The organism is Streptomyces sp. DH12, assembly GCF_020873895.1.
Lineage (GTDB): Bacteria > Actinomycetota > Actinomycetes > Streptomycetales > Streptomycetaceae > Streptomyces.
Window position 1 is genome coordinate 71,752 of sequence record NZ_JAHWGT010000025.1, and the last position, 23,834, is coordinate 95,585.

Consider the following 23,834-nt stretch of genomic DNA (forward strand, 5'->3'; position numbering starts at 1 on the left):
CCCTGACCCACATTTCGGCAGGTCAGGGGATCGTTTAGCACTTCTTGCGAAGCGCCCCCGGCGGGGGACCCGGAACCTGGGAACGGGGAGAGCCGCCGGCGCCGGGTGGAGAGCTGGTCCTCCAGGAGATCATCCAGCTACAGCGATGGCCCTGGTCGCAGAGTTCGAGTCCTGGGTAGAAGCCGCAAACGTGGCTGGTGGCGTGGGGCGGCTGGATCTGCCGGTTGGTGCCACCGTGCGAGTGGTGAGTCGATCCCGGCTCGCACTGGTTGATCGGTGGGCGCACCGTTGGCGGCGTGACTACGGCCCTGGGTGGGGGCGGGATTTCAAGAGAGTGGAAGATCAGAATGTGGCGATTTATCCGGGTGGTGTGCACCGCTGGCCCATGGAGGAGCTGTAGGGCTAGACTGCGAGGTCAAAAATTGTCATGTATTCGGTACAGACCTGGCGGATCACGCTAGGCTCCGGCACGTGCTCGCCGGGATGGTGAGCTGAGCAAGCTGAGTGTGGAAGCGGGCAGGATCGAGTGAGGTCGAATGCGGTCGGCATTGGGGAGCAGGAGCTTCCGATGCCGTTGACGCTGGGGGAGCTGGAGGGGTATCTGGCGAAGGCGGCTGATCTGCTGCGGGGCAGCATCGATCAGGCGGACTTCAAGGCGTACATCTTCCCGTTGATGTTCTTCAAGCGGATCAGCGATGTGTACGACGAGGAGTACGCCCGCGCGCTGAGCGAGTCCGGCGGCGACCATACGTATGCGGCGTTCGAGGAGAACCACCGGTTCACCATCCCCGATGGTTGCCACTGGGCAAACGTGCGCGAACGCACCGAAAATGTCGGTGAGGCTCTCAAGGCCGCCTTCCGCGGGATCGAGCAGGCGAACCAGGGCACGCTGTACGGCATCTTCGGAGGCGCGACCTGGACCAATAAGGACAAGCTGCCGGACAACAAGCTGATCGACTTGATCGAGCACTTCTCGACCAAGACCCTTTCGATCTCCCAGGCCGCCCCCGACGTGCTGGGACAGGCGTACGAGTACCTGATCAAGCGGTTCGCCGACCAGTCCAACAAGAAGGCCGGCGAGTACTACACCCCGCGCGAGGTGGTCTCGCTGCTGGTCAACATCCTGGACCCCCAGGAGGGCGAGACGGTCTACGACCCGGCCTGTGGCACCGGTGGCATGCTGATCGAGGTCATCCAGCACATCAAGGCCCGTGGCGGTGACCCGAAAACTGTCCTCGGCAAGCTGTACGGCCAGGAGAAGGTGCTCACCACCTCCGCGATCGCCCGGATGAACCTGCTACTGCATGGCATGGAGGACTTCCACGTCGAGCGCGGCGACACGCTGCGCGACCCGGCCTACTTCGACCACGGTCGGCTGGCCAGGTTCGACTGCGTGGTCGCCAACCCGCCGTTCTCATTGAAGAACTGGGGCCACGAGCAGTGGACCTCCGATCCGTGGGGTCGTAATGAGTTGGGCGGAGTCCCACCGAAGGGGTACGCCGACTGGGCCTGGGTCCAGCACATGCTCACCTCCGCCGCACCCGCCGGAGGAAGGGTCGCGGTCGTTCTCCCGCAGGGCGCCTTGTTCCGCCAGGGCGCCGAGGGCCGCGTCCGCGAGCACATCCTCAAAGCCGGCTACGTGGAAGCCGTCATCGGCCTGGCGCCCAACCTGTTTTACGGCACAGGCCTGGCGGCCTGCGTGCTGATCCTGCGTCGCCAGCGCCCCACCGAGCAACAGGACAAGGTGGTCTTCATCAATGGAGAGTCGCTCTTCAAGCGCGGCCGCAACCAGAACACCCTCGAGCCCGACCACGCCGAGACCCTCCTGAAGGCCTATCAGCAGTACGCCGACCAGCTCGGCCTGGCCGCCGTTGCAACCCTGGACGACATCAAGGCCAACGGCTGGAACCTGAACATCCCGCTGTATGTCGAACCGGCCCAGGACGGCGAGCAGATGACCCTGGAGCAGGCCTTGGCTGACCTGGAGACCGCGCATACGAAGGTCCGCGAGACCCGCGCAGCGTTGGAGACCGAGCTGGCGAAATGGGGGCTGGGCGCATGACCGCAACGAGCCCGAAGCGGATCACCCAACGGGATCTGGAGTCCTACCTATGGGGCGCCGCAGTGCTGCTGAGGGGGCTGATCGACGCCGGCGACTACAAGCAGTACATCTTCCCGCTGGTCTTCCTCAAGCGCCTCTCCGATGTCTACGACGAGGAGCACGCCGCCGCGCTGGAGGCGTACGGCGACGAGAAGCTTGCCGACCTCCCGGAGAACCACCGCTTCGCCATTCCTGACGGCGCCCACTGGGCCGACCTGCGCAAGGTCACGAGCAACGTCGGCACCGCACTCAAAGCCGCGATGCGGGCCATCGAGTCCGCCAACCCCGACACGCTCCCCGGCGTTTTCGGCGACGGGGAGTGGACCAACAAGGACCTGCTCCCCGACGCGACCCTCTCGGACCTGATCGAGCACTTCTCGACCAAGACGCTGTCGGTGGCGAACCTCCCCGAGGACGAGCTCGGCCAAGGCTACGAGTACCTGATCAAGAAGTTCGCCGACGACTCCGGCCACACCGCCCAGGAGTTCTACACTAACCGCACTTTGGTGCACTTGATGACGATGATGCTCCAGCCTGAGCCGGGGGAGTCGGTCTACGACCCCACCTGCGGCACCGGCGGCATGCTCATCTCCACCGTCGCCGAGCTAAAGCGCCAGGGCAAGGAGTGGCGCAACCTGCGCCTGTACGGCCAGGAGCTCAACTACGGCACCTCGGCGATCGCGAAGATGAACCTCTTCCTCCACGGCATCGCCGACGGCCACATCACCCACGGCGACACCCTCGCGAAGCCGGCCTTCCTCGATGCCCGCGGTCGGCTGCGGACCTTCGACGTCGTCTTGGCCAACCCGCCCTACTCCATCAAGACCTGGAACAGGACCGCCTTCACGAAGGATCCCTACGGCCGCAACATGTGGGGCGTACCGCCCCAGAATGCTGCGGACTACGCCTTCATCCAGCACATCGAGGCAAGCCTCGATCCCAAGACCGGTCGTGCCGCGATCCTGCTGCCTCACGGCGTCTTGAACCGGATCGGGGAGGCGACAGTTCGCAGGGCCATGATCGACGCCGACTCCGTGGAGGCAGTGATCGGCCTGGCGCACGGGCTCTTCTACAACTCGGGCATGGAAGCGGTCGTCTTGATCCTGCGAAAGCAGAAGCCGGCTGACCGCAAACACAAGGTCCTCTTCATCGACGCGAAGAAGGAGTTCTACCGAGCAGGCGTCCAGTCCTTCCTTTCTGAGACGCATCAGAAGAAGATCCTGCGCACCTATCAAGACTTCGCTGACGTGCCGGGCTTCGCCCGAGTCGCCACCCTTGACGAGATCCGCTCCAACAACGGCAACATGGCCATCCCGCAGTACGTCACACCTGCTGCGCAAAATGGTGCCCCGGCACCAATTGATTCGGTTGCAGCGGCGCTCATGGGATTGCGCGAGGCTGCGGCAGCGGTGGACAACACGGTCGAGGACGTTCTTCGTTTCCTGCGTGCGGAGGTTGCCCGATGAGCCTCAACCTGGACAAGACCGCCTGGAAGCGAGTGCGACTCGGTGATGTCATCCGCCGCTCGCGCACCCAGGCTGACCCGGTGAACGGCGACGTCGACCGCTACGTCGGCGGCGGGCACATCGACAGCGACAGCCTCACCATCGAGCGATTCGGCGACGTCAATGACGGCCAGATGGGCTCGACCTTTACCTACCTTTTCGAGCCCGGTCAGATTCTCTTCGTCTCGGCACGTCCCTACCTTCGCAAGTCCGGCGTCGTGAACTTCTCGGGCGTCGTCGCCGACAAGACTTATGTTCTTGATGCCATTCCCGAGAACGGCCTCCTGCAAGACTTCCTGCCCTTCGTCCTCGCCTCCGCCCACTTCATTGCCTACGCGACCGCTGAAGCCACCGGCTCGATGAACCCGCGCCTGCTCTGGGGGCAGATGCAACGCTACGAGTTCGACCTCCCACCTCTCGATGAACAGCAGCGCCTCGCCGACCTCCTCTGGGCGCTTGAGAGTCATCGCCAAGCCCTCGCCTCGATGGCAGAAAGTTTGGAAGGCGCCGTAACTGCTAAGCGCGAGAGTGAACTCGCCAGCGCCTCATGGGAGCTAACGCTAGGCGACGCGCTTCTTGCAATCACGGCTGGGAAGAGCCTGTCTGGCAAATCGACCCCCGCTGCGGCGACAACCTGTGGGGTTCTGAGAGTCAGCGCCGTGAGTGAACGAGGCTTCATGGCACTGGAGAACAAGGAGCTTGTTGAGCAGTCTGCGTTCATGCCAGAGTACGCGCTCAGGAACGGTGATCTGCTCATCACGCGCGCCAATACGGCTGCTTACGTAGGGCGACCGGCAATTGTAGACGCGGACTATCCGAATCTCATGTTGAGCGATAAGACGCTTCGGCTGGATGTCGATGAGGCAGTCGCGTCCACCAGCTTCGTATACGAGTGTCTTTTGAGCCAGCGGATCCGTCAGAGAGTTGCCGACACAGCCACCGGCACAGGTGCTGCCATGAAGAACATCTCGCAGAAGGAGATGCGTGCGTTCCCGCTGCCGAAGATGGCGAAGGAAGCACAGAAGAAGCTGGTTGTCCAGATCGGTTGGATCCGATCAGCGGCGAAGGCGAGCCGCCAAGAAGGTGAGGCGGCACTCACACTTCGAGGCCAGCTACTCGCTACGATCTTCGGAGGTGCCGAGTGAGCTTCAACGAGGCGAACACCGTCCGCGACTTCGTCCGAGATCTGGTCGAGTCGGTGGATGTGCGCTTCGTGTCAGGGAGTCATCTGCCGCGCCGCACTAATGAGGTGTTGCTGGAGCAGCAGGTGCGGGAGGCGTTGGTCCGACTCAATCCGACCATCAAAGCGGATCCGCGCCTGGCCGATGAGGTGATCTACCGGCTGCGCGCGATCCTTGTCTCCGCGCGCAACACGCCGAATCCAGTGGTGGCGAACGAGGAGTTCGCGGCATGGCTCACGGGGCAGAAGACCATGCCGTTCGGTCCTGACGGCGAGCATGTGCCCGTCAAACTTATCGACTTCGACCACCCCGGCGAGCACAGTGCGAACAACTGGATCGTCTCCACCGAGGTGGCCTATGGGGCCGGGCGGCTGGAGCGGCGCTTCGACCTGGTGATCTGGTGCAACGGCTTCCCGTTGGTCGTGGGCGAGGCGAAGTCGCCGGTGCGGCCGGCTTACTCCTGGATCGATGCGGCCGCGCAGGTCAAGGAGGACTACGAGGTCAACGTCCCGGCGTTCTTCGTGCCGAACGTGCTCAACTTCGCCACCGAAGGCAAGGACTTCCGCTACGGGTCGGTCGGTATGCCGGTGGAGCTGTGGGGGCCTTGGCGGGCAGAAGAGTCTGGTGATGACCGCGCGCCGGCGAGGGTGGGTCTCGCGGCGGTCAAGGAAGCGGTCGAGGGCGTTCTGGATCCGGATACGATCTTGGACTTCTTGCGGTTCTTCACGCTGTTCGCAACCGACAAGAAGCACCGCAAGATCAAGGTGATCGCGCGGTTCCAGCAGTTCCAGGCATCCAACCTGATAGTCGAGCGGGTGCTGCATGGGCAGATCAAGCAGGGATTGATCTGGCATTTCCAGGGGTCCGGGAAGTCGCTGCTCATGGTGTTCACCGCGCAGAAGCTGCGTGCGATGGCGGGACTGACCTCCCCAACGGTGATCATCGTGGTGGACCGGATTGACCTGGACACCCAGATCACCGCGACGTTCAACGCCTCCGACGTACCGAACATGGTCTCAACGGAGTCGCGCAAGGAGCTTCAAGAGCTCCTTGCGGCAGGGGCGCGGAAGGTCATCATCACCACAATTCACAAGTTCGGCGAAGCGCCCGGCGTGCTGGATGCGCGCGACAACGTCATCGTGATGGTCGATGAGGCCCACCGCTCCCAGGAGGGTGACTTCGGCCGCAAGATGCGCGAGGCGCTGCCCAATGCGTTCTTGTTCGGGCTGACCGGGACGCCGATCAACAAGCGCGACCGCAACACGTTCATATGGTTTGGGTCCGAGGTCGACGAGCACGGGTATCTCTCGCGCTACTCCTTCTCTGATTCCATCCGCGACGGCGCCACTCTGCCTCTGCACTTCGAGCCACGACTCTCGGAGATCCACCTGGATGAGGAGTCGATCGACGCGGCCTTCGACGAGCTCGCCGACCGTCACGGACTTACTGAGGAGGACCGCACCACTCTCTCCAAGAAGGCCGCCTCACTGGAAGTGCTGATCAAGGCGGACGACCGGGTTCGCAAGATTGCCGCCGACATTGCCGAGCACTTCACAACGAAGGTCGAGCCGCAGGGTCTCAAGGCGCAGGTCGTGGTCTACGACAAGGCCACCTGCGTGGCGTACAAGAGAGAGCTTGACGGCCTGCTCGGCCCAGACGTGTCCACGATCGTGATGTCCGTCGGCCGCGGTGACAAGCTGGCATGGAAGCACTGGACCCCCGGTCGGGAGGAGCTGGAGCGGATTACCGCTCGCTTCAACGACCCGGCCGATCCATTGAAGATCATCATTGTGACCGCAAAACTGCTCACCGGCTTCGACGCCCCGATCCTCTACGCCCAGTACATCGACAAGCCCCTGCGCGAGCACACCCTGCTCCAGGCCATCTGCCGTACGAACCGGGTCTACCCGCCCGCGAAGACCCACGGCCTGATAGTCGACTACCTCGGCATCTTCGACGATGTCGCCAAGGCTTTCGAGTTCGACGACAAGTCCGTCCAGCAGGTCATCTCCAACATCGCTGTACTCCGCGAGCAGCTCGGCCCCGCGATTGCGGCTGCTCTGGCGTTCTTCCCGGGCGTCGACCGTACCGTCGGCGGCTATGAGGGCCTGATCCAGGCGCAGACCGCGATCGACTCCGACGAGTCCCGCGATGCTTTCGGAGCCGCGTACAGCGTCGTCGCCCAGCTGTGGGAGACCCTCTCCCCGGACCCGGTCCTGTCCGAGTACGAGTCGGACTACCGCTGGCTGACCGACGTCTACCAGTCCGTGCAACCCACCGACACCACCGGCCGGCTGGTGTGGCACGCGCTGGGCGCCAAGACTCTGGAGCTCATAAACGAGCACATCACTGTCGAAGTCCCCCGGACCGACTTAGAGACCATCGTCCTCGACGCTCAGGTCATCGAGGACCTGATGACCGGCAGGCGCAAGGACATCGACCCGATGGAGGTCGAGAAGTGGATCACCGCCCGCATCGCCAAGCACGTCGGAAACCCGGCGTTCGTCGAGCTTGGCCAGCGGTTGAATGCTCTGCGGGAGAAGTACGCCCACTCCCAGCAGGCATCGCTCGAGTTCCTCAAGGAGCTCTTCGCGCTGGCGCGGGACACGGTGGCAGCGGAAAGAGCCGCCGCCGAAGTGCCACGCGAGGAGCGGGGCAAGGCGGCCCTGACCGAACTCTTCGAATCCCTCAAGGGTGAAGAAACACCGATCATTGCTGAGAAGGTCGTCGACGAGGTCGACTCCGTCGTCCGTACGGTCCGTTTTGACGGCTGGCAGGACACCAACGAAGGGGATCGCCTCGTCCAGCAGGCGCTCCGTAAGGCGCTCTACATAAAGTTCAAGATTCGCGATCAGGAGGTCTTCCGGAAGTCACTCGGATACATTCGGGAATACTACTAAAGGCACCCGCAGCCTGACACCCACCCCGCGCGGGACGGGATATGTACCTGCTGCCGGATTGCCCTGTACTCGATCCATCCAAGGTCTTCCTTCTCTCGGCGCTCTCGCCGAGAGCGCCGAGGTGCGCGGCGAAGCTTTCGGAGAGGCTTACGAGGACAGCCTTGCCCTTCTCGGCCGTGGCCTGGGAGGGGTAGCCGATCACGCCGGAGTCGGTGTAGGGCGTCATTCCCTGGACTAGGAGGAAGGGTCGCGGGCCGCTGTCGTGGTCCGCGTCGGCGTAGCCGTCCCGCACCAAGTCGGGGGCCGCGTGCAGCAGAATCGACGTCTCGATTTCGCCGGCGTGCATGTCCGCGTGCCGGTCGGAGACCAGGCCGCCGTGGTCGCGGGCGCGGTCCCAGTCCGGGCCGAGGGGGAACAGAGACACTGCCGGGCCGTCGACGTTGGCTTCCTGCACCACGTTGGACAGCACGTAGTTCCCGCCGTGGCCGTTGATGATCACTAGTTTGTGGATGCCGGAGCGCGCGAGGGAGGCACGGATGTCGTCGATCACGGCGTACAGGGTCCGGGCGCTGATGCTGACCGTGCCTGGGAAGGCCGCGTGCTCGTGGCTGCACGAGATGGTGAGGGGCGGGAGGAGGTGTACGGGGTACGCGTCTGCGATCTCCTGGGCGATGATGCAGGCGATCGCGGTGTCCGTGATCAGTGGGAGGTACTTGCCGTGCTGCTCGAAGGAGCCGACTGGGAGCACTGCGACGCGGGGCTGTAGCTCTTGGACGTCGGCGCTCGTAGCGGTCGGCAGCAGGTTCACGGCGCTCCCTCGGTTCGAGTAGTGGGCGGTCTGCCTGGTCAGGTCCAGAGCCCTGTTGAGTTCCGAAACTTCCACCAGTCTGCGCCAGCGCAGGACGGTGCTGAGTACTGGCTCGCCTCCATGGGCAAAGAGCAGTCCATGGACGAATCGACGGCTGCGTGGGCCCTGCGTGTTGGGGAAGCGGAACTCGCGGTGAAGCTTCCCCGGCGGTGGGCTCATTCGCGAGGGGTTGCGGCTCGCGCCGCCGGACTGGGACGTGTCCTTCGGGAGGACGCTGACCTGTTGGGATCCGCCGCCACGCTGCACGATGTGGGGTACGCGCCTCGCTTGGCCACCACAGGGTTCCATCCGCTCGACGGGGCGCGGTTCCTTCGAGATGAGCACCGGGCCGATGAGCGGCTGGTGCGGCTGGTGGCGAACCACTCCTTCGCGTTGCTGGAGGCCGAGGAGCGTGGGCTGCGCGAGGTGCTGGAAGCGGAGTTTCCGTTGCTGGAGGAGCCGCTGCTGGTGGATGCGCTCGTGTACTGCGACATGACGACGACGCCCGACGGTACGCGTACGACCGCACAGGACCGGGTCGCGGAGATTCTGGGGCGCTATGGGGCGGACAGCCTAGTGGGGCGGTTCATCCGTCGGGCTTCGGCGGAGATCTTCGCCGCGGTGGAGCGGGTGGAGGCGGCATTGGCGGGTCAGCCGAGGTAGGGATACGTGCCGGCAAGGTAGTCGCCGATCTGCTGGCGCATGCTGAGGTGGATGTCGTACCTGTCCAGGTCGGTGGGTTGGACGAAGCGGACGCCGTCAGCCTCGTCATTGATGGTGGGCTGTCCGCCGATGGGGCGGCCGATGTAGGTGTTCTCGTACTGCTGGCGGATCTCGCCGTCGGTGTAGGCGACGATGTGGCGGGGGTTGGTGTAGATGCCGAGGAAACCGGTGATCTCGGCGACGATGCCGGTCTCCTCCAGGCATTCGCGCACCGCGCACTCGGCGGCGGTCTCGCCGATGTCCTGGGCGCCGCCGGGGAGGGCCCACTGGCCGGTGTCGCGGCGGCGCTGCAGGAGGATGGCGCCGCTGTCGTCGACGACGAGCAGGTTGCTGGCGGGGATGAGGGTGTTCGCCTTGGGGGCGTCGGGGTCGTTGTAGTACTCAGTCCTACCCATGCGTGGCGGTCCCCTCCTGGTCGGGTGTCCAGGGCCGCGCGTCGGCCCAGACTGCGTCGAAGCTTTGAGCGTAGTTGTCGAACCAGCCGGCGGCATCCACCCGCCGGAGGTGCAAGAGCGGGTTGGCGCTGGCTGGTTGACCCCACACATGCGGGTTCACCAGCAGGTTGTCGTCGTAGCGGAAGAGGGAGTTGTAGAGAGTGCTGTCGTGGAGCCTCACCTCACATCCGGCCTCGGACAGCAGCGGCCGGTAGTACGTGAGGGAGGCGCGGATCTTGGCGGCGAGCGTGTCGCCGATGCCTTCCTCGCGGCCCCGGAGGGCGGCGGCCTGGCCGGTTGGATCGCCGAAGCAGAGGCGGACTTGGGCGCCGTCGGCCGCGCGCTCGGCGAGCATCTTGGCGACGTGCGGGTTGGTCTGCGCGAAGAATGTGCCGGACAGGACCAGGACGTCGATCTGCCGCCGTGCGCCCTGGAGCAGGGCGAGCCATGTGTCGCGGGGGACGCTGGCCCGGTTCTGGTAGGCCCCGATGATCTCGCTGCCTAACCCGGTGCCTGACCGTCCGCGCTGGGAAGGCGGTGTCGGCCATAGGAAGGTCTCCTCGACCCGTAGGTGCTGAGCGGCACGGAAGCGGTGCCGCGGATGGGGCACGCGTCCGCCGAGCCAGCGGCTGACGGTCTTCGGGTCCACCTCACAGGCTTCGGCGAGCGAATCGGGAGTTACGCCCCGCTGGGCGAGTCGGAGTGAAGTCGCTCGTTCACAGAGGTCATACAAGCCCAGTCGGGCGATGACGAGCAAGGACGTTGTGGGACGTTCACGGGTTGGCGGACGGCCGGGCAGTGGTGCTTACGCTGGCGGTATGCACCTCATCGTCCTGTGGGACATCGACCACACACTGATTGACAACGCGGGGGTGAGCAAGGAGATCTACGCTGCTGCCTTCATGGCACTCGTCGGCTTCCCGCCTGCCCGGGCGGCGCGGACCGAGGGACGTACCGATCGCTCGATCATGAGGGACATGTTCCTCCGGCACGGCGTGCCTGAGCCGGGTTGGACGGATGTCGAGGCGGCCCTCGCCCAGGCGGGGCAGGAGAGGTTCGGGGAACTCCAGAAGCGAGGCATGGCTCTCCCCGGTGCACGGGACGTGCTCAAGAGGGTGGCTGGGCAGGACACTTGGGTGTCCTCGGTATTGGCGGGCAACATCGCGCCGAACGCTCAGGTCAAGCTGGGCGCGTTCGACCTCGACTCCCTGGTGGATCTCACCGTAGGCGCTTATGGGGCCGATGCCCTTCAGCGGCCCGACCTCGTAGACGTATCGCGCGAGCGGGTGCGCCGCAGGTACGGGGCAGCGGAGGACGTGCCCGTCGTCCTGGTGGGCGACACCCCGCGAGACGTCGAAGCGGCATTGGCGACGGGTTGCCACGTGGTCGCGGTGGCCTCGGGAATTCACAGCAGGGACGAGTTGTCTGCTGCCGGTGCGCCGGTCGTGCTGCCGGATCTGTCGGACACGGCGGAAGTCCTCGTCCACCTGGAAGCGTCAGCCGCGAGCTGAAAACGTCCCCGGACGTCCTCGTACCGTCCGATTACGCGGTGATGGTGTCCGCACCCATCCCGACACTATCGGGTTCTCCCCACCAGACCACTGGCTCAGGAGGCCCACGTGATCCGGGACGTCACCGGCATCCGCAGGATTCGGATGCTGTACCTGCAGCTTCTGTACCGCTGCAACTTCAACTGCCTGCACTGCTTCCACGGCAAGCGCCTGAAGCAGGGCGACGCGTTCAGCGCCGACGAGGCGATCGCCCTCATCCGGCTCATGCACGACCAGTACGGCACGGAGGCGGTGACCCTGCTCGGTGGCGAGCCCTTCCTCCACCGGGACCTGCTGCAGATCGTCCGGTACGCCAGGCAGGAGCTGGGCATGCAGGTCGAGATCTGCACCAACGGCTACCGCATCGAGAGCCGCCTCACCGAGGTCGCCCCCTACCTCGACCTGCTGCGTGTCTCGCTGGAGGGGCTCGGGGAGACCAACGACGCCATCCGCAGGTCCGGTAGCTACCTCGCCGCCCTCAGCACCCTGAACCTTGCTCGCGACCTCGGCGTCATGACCGGCGCGACGATGACCGTGACCTCCCGGAACATCGACGAGGTCCTGCCCCTGGCCCGCACCATGCAGCGGTTCGGCGTCCGCCAGCTCAAGCTCCACTGCCTCCGCCCGGTCGGCAACGCCGCCGAACACCCGAGCTGCTGGTCACCGAGCCGACCGCCTACACGCGCCTCCGCGAGGACCTCCAGCAGGCCGGGCTCTCCATCGAGGTGATCGTCGACGAGGACCTGTCCGAGAACGGCGCCCCGGAGATCTGCGCCCCGGCCGACGGCCCGCGCGAGATCGACCGCATCGAGGCCGATCCCCGAGGAGCCCTGACCATGTCTTGCAAGGCCGTGGGCAAGGACTCGCACGCCTTCTGGTACGAGAAGACCGCGAACTGCATCGTCCACCAGCCCTCCGCCACCGACGAGCTCACCCTCGCCGTGCCGGACGTGGTGTACGCCCGTGCCTGATCGGCCCCTGTTCGAAAGCCTCGAAGGACTCCGCGGGACCGGCAAGTCGACCATCGCGCCGATGCTCGCAGCAGCGAGAGGAGCCGTGCTGGTCCCCACCGTTCCCCTCTTCTACCAGGCCATGAGAAGACAGGTGGACGCGCGCGGGAACATCGAGGCCCGCATGTGCTTCTACCTCTCGGCCCTCTTCACCGCCGCCGAGGAGATCCGGCGCTACCTCACCGCCGACATCCCCGTCGTCGTGGAGAGCTACTTCCCCAGGTGCATCGCCAACCACCGGGCCTTCGGGGCCCGGCTCGGTGTCACGCTCCCGGCCGACCTACCGCAACCGACCACGTACCACCTGCTGTGCGCGGAGGACGAACGGCAGCGGCGGCTCGCCGAGAGGTCCAAGCCTGCCAGCCGGTGGGACGCCCTCAGCGAGGAAGCGGCGGACCGGATCACCGAGGCGTACAGCGAGTTCCCCATGCACCAGGTGGACACCACGGGCCTCGCACCGGACCGCGTCCTCGACGCCATCCTCACCATCGAAAGGGAAGGACACCACCGTGCAGACGCAGAGCCTGTGGGAGCACACCCTCACGTTCTTCCCCCAGTTCCTCGCCGCCCTGAAAGAGCACGCCTCCGGTAGGGCGACGGTCGCCGTCATCGGTGCAAGCGACGGCAAGTTCGTCCTGCCGCTCGCCGCCGCCGGCCACCGCGTCATCGCCATCGAGAAGGACCCGTTCGCCCTCCACGGCGGCGACGTCAGCCTTCCGGGTGACATCACGGCCCACGCCCTCGGCCTGACCGATCGCCTCAAGCGCGAAGACCTCGACAACCAAGTACAGGTCATCGAGCAGGACTTCCTTCAGGCCGACCTTCCGAAGGCACGCTGCGACGCCGTCTGGACGAGCTGTTCCTGGCACTATAGTGCCAATCACCACATCCCGGTCGCCGACTTCGTCACGCGCATGCAATCACTCGTACGCGTCGGCGGCCTGTTCGGCGCGGAGTTCATGATGCCCGTCGAACGGCGCCACCACCTGATCGAGCACTACACCTCCCCCGAGAAACTCGGCGGCCACTTCACGGCCGGCTGGAACGTCCTGCTCACGCTGCGAACCAGCCAGTTAACCGAACGCCCCCACATCGGCCAGCCCCACGACCACACGCACCGCATGGGCCTGCTGCTCGCAGCCCGCACCGGCACGTAACCGCCACCTCAAGGAAGAAGATCATGAAGCACGAATAGGAGGCCAAGTTACTGTCCGTGGACGTCGCCGCGCTCCAGGCCAAGCTCACCGCACTGGGAGCCACCCAGGCCTTCCCCCGCACCCTGCTCACGCGCAAGATCTTCGAGAACGACGCCCTCGACAACGGCCAGTGGATCCGCCTCCGCGACGAGGGCACCCGCTCCACGCTCACCCTCAAGCACGTCACCGACTCGACCACGATCGACGGCACCACCGAGATCGAGACCGAGGTCACCGACCTGCACGCGATGGCGGACATCCTCCGGCACATCGGACTGCGCGAGGTGCGGTACCAGGAGAACTACCGCGAGGAGTGGCGCCTCGGCGAGGTGGCGTTCGACTTCGACACCTGGCCCGACCTCCCCACGTTCGTCGAGATCGAAGGCCCCGACGAGGTGTCGGTCCGCAAGGCCGCCGCCCTGCTCGACCTCGACTACACCGAGGCAAGGTTCGGCAGCGTCGACGAGATCTACAAGAGCGAGGCCGGCCGCGACATCCTTGCCGAGCCCACCCTCCTCTTCTCCGACGCGGAGAAGAAGGAGACGAGCCCTGCGACGGTCGAGGCCCGGTGACCCCAGGGGCAGGAGCGGCGCTCACCCGGCTCGCCCTGCGGCCGCGGGTGATTCCCGGAATCGCCGAGTTCGCCCGCGGCGGTGTCCCCGCTCCAGCGGCCACGGACGACAGCAACGAGTGGGTGGACGGCTTCTGCTGGCTCTACTGCGGTCAACGCTGGACGCGTGTCCTCTGGATCGGCCCCGCCAGCGTCGCCGGCGCCCAGGCACCGATGTATGCATGCGGCCCCTGCATCAAGACGCTGCATGAGCTGGTCTGGCAGGCCATCCTCCTCGGCGACGCCCCGGCCGCGCGGACACGGCAAGAGGAGCCGCGCGACACGGAGACGCCAGCTACAAGGCGTACTGGCAGGCACCGGGGCCAAGCCAGAATCCTCCGCCGCCGATAGACACCCGCCCCAGACACAGGAGAGGCCACGCGTCCCCTAGTGGCACGAGCCTGTGCCTGGGGCGGGCCCAAGCCGCGCTCGTCGGCAGGCACAACCAGCGGTAATCAGATGGGGCGCTGATCGCCCATTCCAGTGGTCAGCGTCTGCCGCTCCATGTCGTTTCCCCCGTCGTTTCGGGCGTCGGATCCCCTGTCGCTTCCATGTACGTGCTTGGATGCGACGCCCCACGGGGCGTTAGAGGTACAGGTCAGAGCCAGTACGAGCCACTACAGTCCGGGGCCGACTGTATATCGGTGCAGCTATGCATCCCGATCTACTCGGATGGTCGGCGGGCCCCGAACTGCACTGCGCCCTTGGTGCCGCCCCTGGATGCCTTGCTGCCCCTCTCCTGCGCTTCCCGTGGGGCAACGCTCGTACCGCAGCCCATGCACCGGCATGTTCGCCGACCACCTGAATGACTGCCGCTGGTCCCGTCCAGCGCCCCAGTCGTGTCACGGACGGGCCGTAGCAGCGAGCAGCACAACGCCCCCGGAATCCGCCGTGCTGGTGGTTCCCCGGTGTTGGAACCGTCCGCCGGGCCGATCGGTGAGCGATCTGTGCCCGTGAGGCTGGAGTGCTCGATCGGTCTTCCGATCGACGCCGCTGCCGTAGGTCAGCAACCTCTGAGCCGCACGCCCCTCTCGGGCCGGCCCACCAGCGTGGCGGCAGGGGCTGCCGATCGTCGGCATGACTCCTCAGAGCCGTGCGCTCCACCACGTCTCAATGTCTCTGCGCCGATCGTGAGCCACATGCTCGGGGGTGGCTCGCGACTGGCTCCCCACTGGCTCGCTGTTCCTGAGGTCTGGGCGTACAGGGGGCTGCATGCCGAGGGGCAGGCGATGGCAAATCTGCCGTGCCAAGTCTCTATTACGTCATGTGAGCAGCGATGCAACTCCAACTCTGGACGGCGCCGAGCCCGGTCGCGATCTAGGTTCCCACGAGACGAGAGCTACCCGAGATGGAGCGTCCATGGTCGACGACCACCCGCGCCGCCCCGCAAAGGCCCTGCTCAGGCACGGGGCTGCGGGTGGTCGTGGAGTACGTCGTCGTCGATGGCGCGGACGCCAACGCGCTGGCTCAGCGTCAGGGAGCCGCGATCCGCGAGGTGCTGGAGTGGGCATGCGCCCGCCAGAGCGCCTCTCGGGGGAGCGGTCCCGCGTGAGCGCCTCGGCCGAGAGTCGTGGAGGGACAGACATGCCAGGCACCCCGCCCAACGCCCCACCCTGGGCGCCGCCCGTACCCGGCCGCCCCTGGTCGCCGACAGGCATTCCGGACACCACGGCGCTTCCGGTGACGGTCCCGGTGGCATGGCTCGGGAGGACCTCCACCGAAGACGCCCAGGACCCCACGCTCTCCCTGCCCCGGCAGCTCCGCAACGCCCGCGCTGCACTGCCCCCGGGCTGGGTGATCGTGGCGCACTTCTACGACGTCGAGTCCGGGCGCAAGGAGCTGCGCGAGCGCGGCACGTCTCAGGCGCACCAGCAGTTCAACATCCCGATCCCGCGCGACGGGAGCGTTGCCGATCTCCTGACCGAGGCCCAGCGTCCGGACCGTCGCTTCGCGGCCGTCATCTGCGAGTCCATCGAGCGCGTCGCCCGCCGCACCTACTTCGGTACGAAGATCGAGTACGAGCTGGAGCAGGCCGGGGTCACCCTGTGCGCCGCCGACGAGCCGATCGTCACCGGTCCGCGGGCCAAGCGGGCCACGCCGACACTCACGCGCCGCGTCAAGCAGGCCGTCTCCGAGTGGTACGTGCTCCAGATGCTGGAGCTGTCCTGGGACGGCTTCGTCGAGCACGTCTCCCAGGGCTGGAACGTCGGCAAGCCCCCGTACGGCTACCTCGCGGAGAAGGTGCCGCACCCGGTCCCGGCGCGACGAGCCGAGGGGCGTACCGAAGCACCGCCTTGTCCCCGATCCGCCTCGGGCGCCGGCGGTCACCCGGATCTTCCAGCTCCGTGGGCTGGACAAGCTCGGGTACGACGCGATCGCCGATCGCCTCAATCTGGATCTCGTCGCATACCCACCGCCGGAACCGACCCGCGCCGAGATGGCGCTGGGCCGCTGGAGCGGGTCCGCCGTACGGGAGATCCTGCGTAATCCGAAGTACACCGGCTACCAGGTCTGGAACCGCCGCGCGACGAAGAAGGGCGGCCGGAACAACGATCCGAAGGACTGGGTGTCGTCCCCGCAGCCCACCCACGAGCCGCTCGTGACCAGGGAGCTGTTCGACGCCGTGTCGGTCATGGGCAAGAGGTGCCAGGGCTCGCGGAGCACCGACGCGCCCAACACCCATCCGGCCACCAAGCGCTCCTACGTACTCCGGTCGTACGTCACCTGCGACATCTGCGACCGCCGCATGTTCGGCAAGGCCCGCCACCAGATCTCGTACTACGCCTGCCAGCTCGATCCGAACGAACACCGCGATCGGCCCTGGTTCCCCGACCATCCCAAGAGTCTGTGGATCCGCGAAGAGACCTTGGTCAATGCTATCTCCCGCTTCTTCGCGACACGGATCTTCGGCCCCGGCCGACACAGCTACCTCAGCGCCGCACTCGAAGCCGCCCAGCCCGGGCACGACGCCGGTGCCCGCGTCGCCAAGGAGCGCGCCGCCCTGGAGCAGGCCATCAGCGCCATCAGCCAGCGCCAAGCCCGCCTCATCCGCGCGCTCGCCGACGGCACCGGACACGACGACCAGGACGCCGTCTTCGACCCGGCGCAGGAGCAGGAGTTCCGCGACGCCATCCGTCAGGAACACGCGACGCTGGGTGCCCAACGCAAAGCCCTCGCCGAGCAGTTGGCCTGCCTCAACGCCCAGCCAACGACGGGCAACGCTGTCGACCCCTCAGCCCTGTTGGACGCCCTACCGCACCTCGACGTCGATCTCTCCCTCGTCCCGGAGAAGGTCCAACGCCGCCTCTACAGCGCCTTCAGCCTGGCAGTCCGCTACAGCCGCCCCCGCGAAGAGCTCACCCTCCGGGTGACCATCCCGGGGCACATGGTGGACGGACTGGTGTCCGTCACCCGCGAGCTGGAGCCGTGGAACAAAAAATCGGGTTCCCGCACCGAAGTGCTGGAACCCGATCATGGCACTCGGAGTGGACAATCGCGGCAAAGCCGACGCGTCCGTTCTCATCTTTCGAGTGCCCCCGGCAGGATTCGAACCTGCGCACACGGCTCCGGAGGCCGTTGCTCTATCCCCTGAGCTACGGGGGCGTGCGCCGTGTTTCTCGGCGACGGGTAGAACCCTACCAGCTCCCGACGGGTGGCTGTGAACAGGTATTTCGGGGGGCCGCGTGGCGTGTGGTCGCCCGCTGGGGGCGGAAGTGGCGAAAAGCCGGACGCGGGGGGCGGGCGGCACCTACGCTCGAGTTGTGTCAGGCGTCTCCGGTCGGGTGCTGGTTGTGGACGACAACCGGGTCATCCGGCAGCTGATCAGGGTCAACCTCGAGCTGGAGGGCTTCGAGGTGGTGACCGCGGCCGACGGTGCCGAGTGTCTGGAAGTCGTCCATCGCTTCCGGCCCGACGTGGTGACGCTCGACGTGGTCATGCCCCGGCTGGACGGGCTGCGGACGGCCGCCCTGCTGCGCGGTGACCCGCGGACGCGGCACGTGCCGGTCGCGATCATCAGCGCGTGCGACCAGGCCGAGGTCGAGAGCGGTCTCGACGCGGGCGTCGACGCCTTCCTCGCCAAGCCCTTCGAGCCCGCCGATCTCGTACGGCTCGTGCGGCGGTTGATGCCGCCGCCGATGGACGGGCACCACGGCGCCGGCCACGCGGGCAGCTCCTGCGGTTGAGTTCCCGGGGGAGCAGGAGGAGCAAGGGGAGCAGAGGTCAGGCGGGGCGGCGCCCGTCGGGGTGGGGACTCTGTTCGTCAGGGGTTCGCCCTCGCGTCACCTGGCCTGATCGCGCTGCGGTGCGGGTGGCGGGTGGGGTGTTTTCGCTGGTCAGCCGGGTGTGGGGGAGGGTTGGGGGATCGGTGTGGCCGGGATTGATCGGGGCTCGGTGACCAGATCGCGAAACCGGTTCGCGTACCCACCCCCCTCCTCGCCTACGCTTGTCCCGTGACCCCCGCGGACCTCTCCCTCACCGTGCTGCGCGCCGTGCGTCGTGCGGTGGGTGACGGTGCGCTGCGCGTGGCCGACGTCCCCGCGCGGGTCGTCGTCGAGCGGCCCCGGCCCGGGGGGCGCGGCGACTGGGCGACGAACGCCGCCCTCCAGCTCGCCGGGCCCGCGGCGCTGCCGCCCCGGCAGGTCGCCGAGGTGCTGCGGGAGCGGCTCCTCGACGCGCCCGGCATCGCGGCCGTCGACATCACGGGCCCCGGGTTCCTCAACCTCACCCTGCGGGCCGGCGCCCGCGCCGACGCCGACCGGCTGCTCCTGCGCCGCGTCCTCGACGAGGGTCGGCGGTACGGGTACGGGGACGCCCTCGCCGGGCTCCCCGCCGACGAGGTCGTCTTCCGGAACGACGCCGGCCGTACCGGACACCGGGGTGCCGCTCCCGGCGCCCCGGAGGCCCCCTTCCGTACCTCCCGTGTCGCCGTGCTGGCCGAGGCCGTCGTCGCCCTGCTCCGCTCGCAGGGTGCCCCCGCGCGCATCGCCCCCGGCGGCCGGCGGCCGGCCGCCGTGCCCGCGCACTACGACGTCGACGCCGTCCTCGGTCCCGACGCCCGCCGCTGGGCCCTGCTGCGGCCCGCGCCCCACGACCGGGTGCTCGACCCGGGGCCGCTGCTGCGCCAGGTCGAGGCGCCCGGCGCGCTGTTCACCGTCCAGTACGCGCACGCCCGCGCCCGCGCGCTCGTGCGCAACGCCGCCGACCTGGGGTTCGACGGGGGGAGGGGGGCGGAGTGGGCAGCCGGCCGTGACCTCCGCGCCGAGGACCCCCACGCCGCCGCCCTGCTCACCGCGCTCGCCGACCACCCCGCCGTGCTCCTCGCCGCCGCCCGGCAGCACGCGCCGGACCGGTTCGCCCGGCAGCTGGAGGCCGTAGCCGACGCGCTCCTGGGGTTCCAGCACACCGTGCTGCCCCGCGGGGACGAGAAACCCTCGGCCGCCCACCGCTGCCGGCTCGCCCTCGCCGAGGCCGCCGGAGCGGTGCTCGCCGGCGGCCTGTCCCTGCTCGGCATCAGCGCCCCCGAACACCTGTGAGAGCTGTGAGAGTGACATGAGCCGTTCCGCACACCCCGCCGGGCCCCGCCACGCGGACGTCCTCCCCGAAGGGCACTACACCGCGCCCCCCGCGGACCTGAACCACCTCGACGCCAAGGTGTGGTCGCGTACCGTGCGGCGCGGCGACGACGGCGTCGTGACCGTCGGCGGCCTGCGGGTCACCGACCTCGCCGAGGAGTACGGCACCCCCGCCTACGTCCTCGACGAAGCCGACTTCCGGGCGCGCTGCCGCGCCTGGTCCGACGCCTTCGGCGCGGACGCCGACGTGTTCTACGCGGGCAAGGCGTTCCTCTCCCGGGCCGTCGTGCGCTGGCTGACCGAGGAGGGGCTCAACCTCGACGTCTGCTCCGGCGGCGAACTGGCCACCGCGCTCTCCGCCGGCATGCCCGCCGACCGGATCGCCTTCCACGGCAACAACAAGACCCCCGACGAGATCCGGCGGGCCGTCGAGGCGGGCGTCGGGCGGATCGTCCTCGACTCCTTCCAGGAGATCGCCCGCGTCGCGCACGTCGCCCGCTCCCTCGACCGGCGCCAGCGCGTGCAGATCCGGGTGACCGTCGGAGTCGAGGCCCACACGCACGAGTTCATCGCCACCGCCCACGAGGACCAGAAGTTCGGCATCGCCCTCGCCGGCGGTCAGGCAGCGGAGGCCGTGCGCCGCGTCCTCGGCCTCGACTCGCTCGAACTGGTCGGCATCCACTCGCACATCGGGTCGCAGATCTTCGACATGGCCGGGTTCGAGGTCGCCGCGCGGCGCGTCGTGTCGCTGCTCGCCGCGGTCCGCGACGAGCACGGCGTCGAGCTGCCGGAGATCGACCTCGGCGGTGGGCTCGGCATCGCGTACACCCCCGACGACGACCCGCGCGAGCCGCACGAGATCGCCAAGGCGCTCGGTGAGATCGTCACCCGCGAGTGCGAGGCCGCCGGGCTGGCCACGCCCCGCATCTCCGTCGAGCCGGGGCGCGCGATCGTCGGCCCGACCGCGTTCACCCTGTACGAGGTCGGCACGGTCAAGGTGCTGGAGGGGCTGCGCACGTACGTCTCCGTCGACGGCGGCATGTCCGACAACATCAGGACCGCCCTGTACGACGCCGAGTACAGCGTCTCGCTCGTCTCCCGCGCCTCCGACGCCGAGCCGGTGCTCTGCCGGGTCGTCGGCAAGCACTGTGAGAGTGGCGACATCGTCGTCAAGGACGCGTTCCTCCCCGCCGACCTCGCGCCCGGCGACCTGATCGCCGTCCCGGCCACCGGCGCGTACTGCCGCTCCATGGCCAGCAACTACAACCACGCACTGCGCCCGCCCGTCGTCGCCGTCTCCGACGGTGCCGCGCGGGTGGTCGTCCGGCGCGAGACGGAGGAAGATCTCCTGCGTCTCGATGTCGGTTGATGAAATAGATGTCTCAGGATCCGGACGGGTGGGGAGAAACTCCCGTCCGGTGAGTGAGACTGGAACACCGTAGAAATACGTAGAAGGACAGGAAACGAGGTCGGATGATGCGTACGCGTCCGCTGAAGGTGGCGCTGCTGGGCTGTGGAGTGGTCGGCTCAGAGGTGGCGCGCATCATGACGACGCACGCCGACGACCTCGCCGCGCGCATCGGCGCGCCGGTCGAGCTCGCCGGCGTGGCCGTCCGCCGGCCGTCCAAGGTCCGCGAGGGCATCGACCCCGAACTGATCACCACCGACGCGACGGCCCTGGTGAAACGGGGCGACATCGACGTCGTCGTCGAGGTCATCGGCGGGGTCGAGCCGGCCCGCACGCTCATCACCACCGCCTTCGAGCACGGCGCCTCCGTCGTCTCGGCGAACAAGGCGCTCCTCGCCCAGGACGGCGCCGCGCTGCACGCCACCGCCGAGGAGCACGGCCGCGACCTCTACTACGAGGCCGCCGTCGCCGGCGCCATCCCGCTGATCCGGCCGCTGCGCGAGTCCCTCGCCGGCGACAAGGTCAACCGCGTCCTCGGCATCGTCAACGGCACCACCAACTTCATCCTCGACAAGATGGACACCTCCGGGGCCGGGTACTCCGAGGCGCTCGACGAGGCCACCGCCCTCGGGTACGCCGAGGCCGACCCGACCGCCGACGTCGAGGGCTTCGACGCCGCCGCCAAGGCCGCGATCCTCGCCGGCATCGCCTTCCACACCCGGGTGCGCCTCGACGACGTGTACCGCGAGGGGATGACCGAGGTCACCGCCGCCGACTTCGCGTCCGCGAAGCGCATGGGGTGCACCATCAAACTCCTCGCCATCTGCGAGCGCGCCGCCGACGGCGGGTCCGTCACCGCGCGCGTCCACCCGGCGATGATCCCGCTCAGCCACCCGCTCGCCTCCGTCCGCGGCGCGTACAACGCCGTGTTCGTCGAGTCCGAGGCGGCCGGGCAGCTCATGTTCTACGGTCCGGGCGCCGGCGGTTCGCCGACCGCGTCCGCCGTGCTCGGCGACCTCGTCGCCGTCTGCCGCAACCGCCTCAACGACGCGACGGGCCCCGGCGACTCCGCGTACACGCAGCTGCCCGTGGGCTCCATGGGCGAGGTCGTGACGCGGTACCACATCAGCCTCGACGTGGCCGACAAGCCGGGTGTCCTCGCCCAGGTCGCGACGGTCTTCGCCGAGCACGGCGTATCCATCGACACGGTGCGCCAGCAAGGTCGACCAGACACGGACGGCGAGGCGTCCCTCGTCGTCGTCACCCACCGCGCGCCGGACGCCGCCCTCAACGGGACCGTCGAGGCGCTGCGCAAGCTCGACACCGTGCGCGGTGTCGCCAGCATCATGCGGGTTGAAGGGGAGTAGGACCCATGACCACCAAGGGCACCCACCAGTGGCGCGGCATCATCGAGGAGTACCGGGACCGCCTCCCGGTCACGGACGCGACGCCCGTCGTCTCGCTCCGTGAGGGTGGTACGCCGCTCGTCCCGGCTCAGGTCCTCTCCGAGCGCACGGGCTGCGAGGTGCACCTGAAGGTCGAGGGGGCCAACCCGACCGGCTCCTTCAAGGACCGCGGCATGACGATGGCCATCACCCGTGCCAAGGAGGAGGGCGCCAAGGCGGTCATCTGCGCCTCCACCGGCAACACCTCCGCCTCCGCCGCCGCCTACGCGGTGCGCGCCGGCATGGTGTGCGCGGTGCTCGTCCCGCAGGGCAAGATCGCCCTCGGCAAGATGGGCCAGGCGCTCGTCCACGGGGCGCGGATCCTCCAGGTCGACGGCAACTTCGACGACTGCCTGACGCTCGCCCGGGGCCTCTCCGACAACTACCCCGTCGCGCTCGTCAACTCGGTCAACCCCGTGCGGATCGAGGGGCAGAAGACCGCCGCGTTCGAGATCGTGGACATGCTCGGCGACGCCCCCGACATCCACGTCCTGCCCGTCGGCAACGCCGGCAACATCACCGCGTACTGGAAGGGGTACGGCGAGTACGCCAAGGACGGCGTCGCCGGCCGCACCCCGCGCATGTGGGGCTTCCAGGCGTCCGGTTCCGCCCCGCTGGTGCGCGGCGAGGTCGTCAAGGACCCGTCGACCATCGCCACCGCGATCCGCATCGGCAACCCGGCCTCCTGGGACTTCGCGCTCGCCGCGCGCGACGAGTCGGGCGGCTTCATCGACGAGGTGACGGACCGTGAGATCCTGCGCGCCTACCGGCTGTTGGCGGCGCAGGAGGGCGTGTTCGTCGAGCCGGCGTCCGCCGCCTCCGTGGCCGGCCTGCTGAAGGCCGCCGAGCAGGGCAAGGTCGACCCGGGCCAGACCATCGTCTGCACCGTCACCGGCAACGGCCTCAAGGACCCGGACTGGGCGGTCGCCGGCGCGCCGCAGCCCGTCACCGTCCCGGTCGACGCCGCGGCGGCGGCGGAGCGCCTCGGCCTCGCCTGACCCCGCCCCGCGGGCCCCGGCGACCCGGGGCCCGCGGGCCGCACCGCCCCCGGCGGGGCGGGGCGGCCCGGCCGCACCGGCACCCGGTCCGGTCCCGGTCCGGCGGAGCACACCGGCGGCGCGACACGCACCGTGCGCCTCCCGTGCGCCCTATGTCGCGGCAGAACCTTCCTTCGATAGGCTGTACCGAACCCGCCCGCCGCATATGCCGCGGCAGTGCGTCGTCCCCAGGGTCCCGCCAGTGACCCGGGACGGCCCGGAAGCGGCCGGCCAGCCCGGTCGGCGGCGGTTCCAGGGTTCTCGTACGTCATCGAATGTCCATCGAACGTCATTCGACAGTCCACGCAGCTCAA

At 68.0% G+C, this 23,834-nt stretch carries 17 protein-coding genes, 1 tRNA gene and 2 pseudogenes; 16 read left to right on the forward strand and 4 right to left on the reverse strand.

Annotated elements, in window-relative coordinates:
- Positions 1 to 568: 568 nt before the first annotated feature.
- From LPA54_RS22610 to LPA54_RS22625, 4 genes are read left to right on the forward strand one after another with little or no spacing between them, the layout of a single operon-like run.
- The gene (locus tag LPA54_RS22610) at positions 569 to 2,062 is read left to right on the forward strand and encodes a class I SAM-dependent DNA methyltransferase (RefSeq protein ID WP_228980645.1); all 1,494 of its coding nucleotides are present in this window, start codon (positions 569 to 571) and stop codon (positions 2,060 to 2,062) included.
- Positions 2,059 to 3,567: a class I SAM-dependent DNA methyltransferase gene (locus tag LPA54_RS22615; RefSeq protein ID WP_228980646.1), complete on the forward strand. Its 1,509-nt coding sequence runs from the start codon at positions 2,059 to 2,061 to the stop codon at positions 3,565 to 3,567. Before LPA54_RS22610 ends, LPA54_RS22615 begins: the two co-directional genes overlap by 4 nt.
- A complete protein-coding gene (locus tag LPA54_RS22620; protein WP_228980648.1) occupies positions 3,564 to 4,751 on the forward strand; it encodes a restriction endonuclease subunit S in 1,188 nt (395 codons plus the stop codon). The genes LPA54_RS22615 and LPA54_RS22620 overlap by 4 nt, the downstream gene beginning before the upstream one ends.
- On the forward strand, positions 4,748 to 7,687 hold the full coding sequence (locus LPA54_RS22625; protein WP_228980652.1) for a type I restriction endonuclease subunit R: 2,940 nt from the start codon (positions 4,748 to 4,750) through the stop codon (positions 7,685 to 7,687). Before LPA54_RS22620 ends, LPA54_RS22625 begins: the two co-directional genes overlap by 4 nt.
- Here the strand turns inward: LPA54_RS22625 and LPA54_RS22630 are convergent.
- On the reverse strand, positions 7,626 to 8,495 hold the full coding sequence (locus LPA54_RS22630) for a creatininase family protein (RefSeq protein WP_308112887.1): 870 nt from the start codon (positions 8,493 to 8,495) through the stop codon (positions 7,626 to 7,628). The genes LPA54_RS22625 and LPA54_RS22630 overlap by 62 nt on opposite strands.
- A 138-nt stretch (positions 8,496 to 8,633) precedes the next feature.
- Here LPA54_RS22630 and LPA54_RS22635 point away from each other — a divergent pair, with 138 nt between their 5' ends.
- Positions 8,634 to 9,197: an HD domain-containing protein gene (locus tag LPA54_RS22635; protein ID WP_228980653.1), complete on the forward strand. Its 564-nt coding sequence runs from the start codon at positions 8,634 to 8,636 to the stop codon at positions 9,195 to 9,197.
- Here LPA54_RS22635 and LPA54_RS22640 read toward each other — a convergent pair.
- Entirely contained in the window at positions 9,185 to 9,652 is a 468-nt protein-coding gene (locus LPA54_RS22640) for an NUDIX hydrolase (protein WP_228980654.1), read from the reverse strand. The two genes, LPA54_RS22635 and LPA54_RS22640, sit on opposite strands and share 13 nt — an antisense overlap.
- Positions 9,645 to 10,340, reverse strand: coding sequence for an XRE family transcriptional regulator (locus tag LPA54_RS22645; RefSeq protein ID WP_228980658.1), 696 nt, complete (start codon positions 10,338 to 10,340; stop codon positions 9,645 to 9,647). Before LPA54_RS22645 ends, LPA54_RS22640 begins: the two co-directional genes overlap by 8 nt.
- A gap of 169 nt (positions 10,341 to 10,509) precedes the next feature.
- Between LPA54_RS22645 and LPA54_RS22650 the strand changes: the two genes are divergently transcribed.
- The 6 genes and pseudogenes from LPA54_RS22650 to LPA54_RS22675 form a co-directional block, all read left to right on the forward strand.
- Entirely contained in the window at positions 10,510 to 11,202 is a 693-nt protein-coding gene (locus LPA54_RS22650; protein WP_228980659.1) for an HAD family hydrolase, read from the forward strand.
- Positions 11,203 to 11,310: 108 nt separating this feature from the next.
- Positions 11,311 to 12,212: pseudogene (locus LPA54_RS22655) on the forward strand (radical SAM protein).
- Positions 12,213 to 12,273: 61 nt separating this feature from the next.
- Entirely contained in the window at positions 12,274 to 12,843 is a 570-nt protein-coding gene (locus LPA54_RS22660) for a hypothetical protein (RefSeq protein ID WP_228980663.1), read from the forward strand.
- Entirely contained in the window at positions 12,761 to 13,408 is a 648-nt protein-coding gene (locus tag LPA54_RS22665; RefSeq protein WP_228980664.1) for a bifunctional 2-polyprenyl-6-hydroxyphenol methylase/3-demethylubiquinol 3-O-methyltransferase UbiG, read from the forward strand. The genes LPA54_RS22660 and LPA54_RS22665 overlap by 83 nt, the downstream gene beginning before the upstream one ends.
- Positions 13,409 to 13,458: 50 nt before the next feature.
- Complete coding sequence (locus LPA54_RS22670) at positions 13,459 to 14,019, forward strand: class IV adenylate cyclase (protein WP_228980690.1); 561 nt, start codon at positions 13,459 to 13,461, stop codon at positions 14,017 to 14,019.
- A 2,388-nt stretch (positions 14,020 to 16,407) separates the two neighbouring features.
- Positions 16,408 to 16,626 (forward strand): annotated as a pseudogene (locus LPA54_RS22675) (recombinase family protein); the annotation flags it as partial.
- Positions 16,627 to 17,588: 962 nt separating this feature from the next.
- Here LPA54_RS22675 and LPA54_RS22680 read toward each other — a convergent pair.
- Positions 17,589 to 17,660 (reverse strand) — tRNA-Arg (locus LPA54_RS22680).
- 110 nt (positions 17,661 to 17,770) lie between these two features.
- On the opposite strand from LPA54_RS22680, the gene LPA54_RS22685 reads away from it, so the two are divergent.
- The 5 genes from LPA54_RS22685 to thrC all read left to right on the forward strand — a co-directional run bounded on the left by LPA54_RS22685 (position 17,771) and on the right by thrC (position 23,481).
- On the forward strand, positions 17,771 to 18,241 hold the full coding sequence (locus tag LPA54_RS22685; protein WP_308112888.1) for a response regulator: 471 nt from the start codon (positions 17,771 to 17,773) through the stop codon (positions 18,239 to 18,241).
- Positions 18,242 to 18,508: 267 nt separating this feature from the next.
- Positions 18,509 to 19,591, forward strand: a complete 1,083-nt coding sequence (gene nrtL / locus LPA54_RS22690; protein WP_228980666.1) for an ArgS-related anticodon-binding protein NrtL — start codon at positions 18,509 to 18,511, stop codon at positions 19,589 to 19,591.
- A 16-nt stretch (positions 19,592 to 19,607) separates the two neighbouring features.
- Positions 19,608 to 20,999, forward strand: coding sequence for a diaminopimelate decarboxylase (gene lysA, locus LPA54_RS22695; RefSeq protein WP_228980670.1), 1,392 nt, complete (start codon positions 19,608 to 19,610; stop codon positions 20,997 to 20,999).
- A 104-nt stretch (positions 21,000 to 21,103) separates the two neighbouring features.
- A complete protein-coding gene (locus tag LPA54_RS22700; RefSeq protein ID WP_228980673.1) occupies positions 21,104 to 22,405 on the forward strand; it encodes a homoserine dehydrogenase in 1,302 nt (433 codons plus the stop codon).
- 5 nt (positions 22,406 to 22,410) lie between these two features.
- On the forward strand, positions 22,411 to 23,481 hold the full coding sequence (gene thrC, locus LPA54_RS22705) for a threonine synthase (RefSeq protein WP_228980674.1): 1,071 nt from the start codon (positions 22,411 to 22,413) through the stop codon (positions 23,479 to 23,481).
- The last annotated feature ends 353 nt before the right edge of the window (positions 23,482 to 23,834 follow it).

Excerpts from the sequence above, each read along its gene's own strand:
- LPA54_RS22635 (WP_228980653.1), top strand. The coding sequence starts at position 8,634 with ATGGACGAATCGACGGCTGCGTGGGCCCTGCGTGTTGGGGAAGCGGAA.
- lysA (WP_228980670.1), top strand. The coding sequence starts at position 19,608 with ATGAGCCGTTCCGCACACCCCGCCGGGCCCCGCCACGCGGACGTCCTC.
- LPA54_RS22650 (WP_228980659.1), top strand. The coding sequence starts at position 10,510 with ATGCACCTCATCGTCCTGTGGGACATCGACCACACACTGATTGACAAC.
- LPA54_RS22700 (WP_228980673.1), top strand. The coding sequence starts at position 21,104 with ATGATGCGTACGCGTCCGCTGAAGGTGGCGCTGCTGGGCTGTGGAGTG.
- thrC (WP_228980674.1), top strand. The coding sequence starts at position 22,411 with ATGACCACCAAGGGCACCCACCAGTGGCGCGGCATCATCGAGGAGTAC.
- LPA54_RS22610 (WP_228980645.1), top strand. The coding sequence starts at position 569 with ATGCCGTTGACGCTGGGGGAGCTGGAGGGGTATCTGGCGAAGGCGGCT.
- LPA54_RS22615 (WP_228980646.1), top strand. The coding sequence starts at position 2,059 with ATGACCGCAACGAGCCCGAAGCGGATCACCCAACGGGATCTGGAGTCC.
- LPA54_RS22620 (WP_228980648.1), top strand. The coding sequence starts at position 3,564 with ATGAGCCTCAACCTGGACAAGACCGCCTGGAAGCGAGTGCGACTCGGT.
- LPA54_RS22640 (WP_228980654.1), bottom strand. The coding sequence starts at position 9,652 with ATGGGTAGGACTGAGTACTACAACGACCCCGACGCCCCCAAGGCGAAC.
- LPA54_RS22660 (WP_228980663.1), top strand. The coding sequence starts at position 12,274 with ATGCTCGCAGCAGCGAGAGGAGCCGTGCTGGTCCCCACCGTTCCCCTC.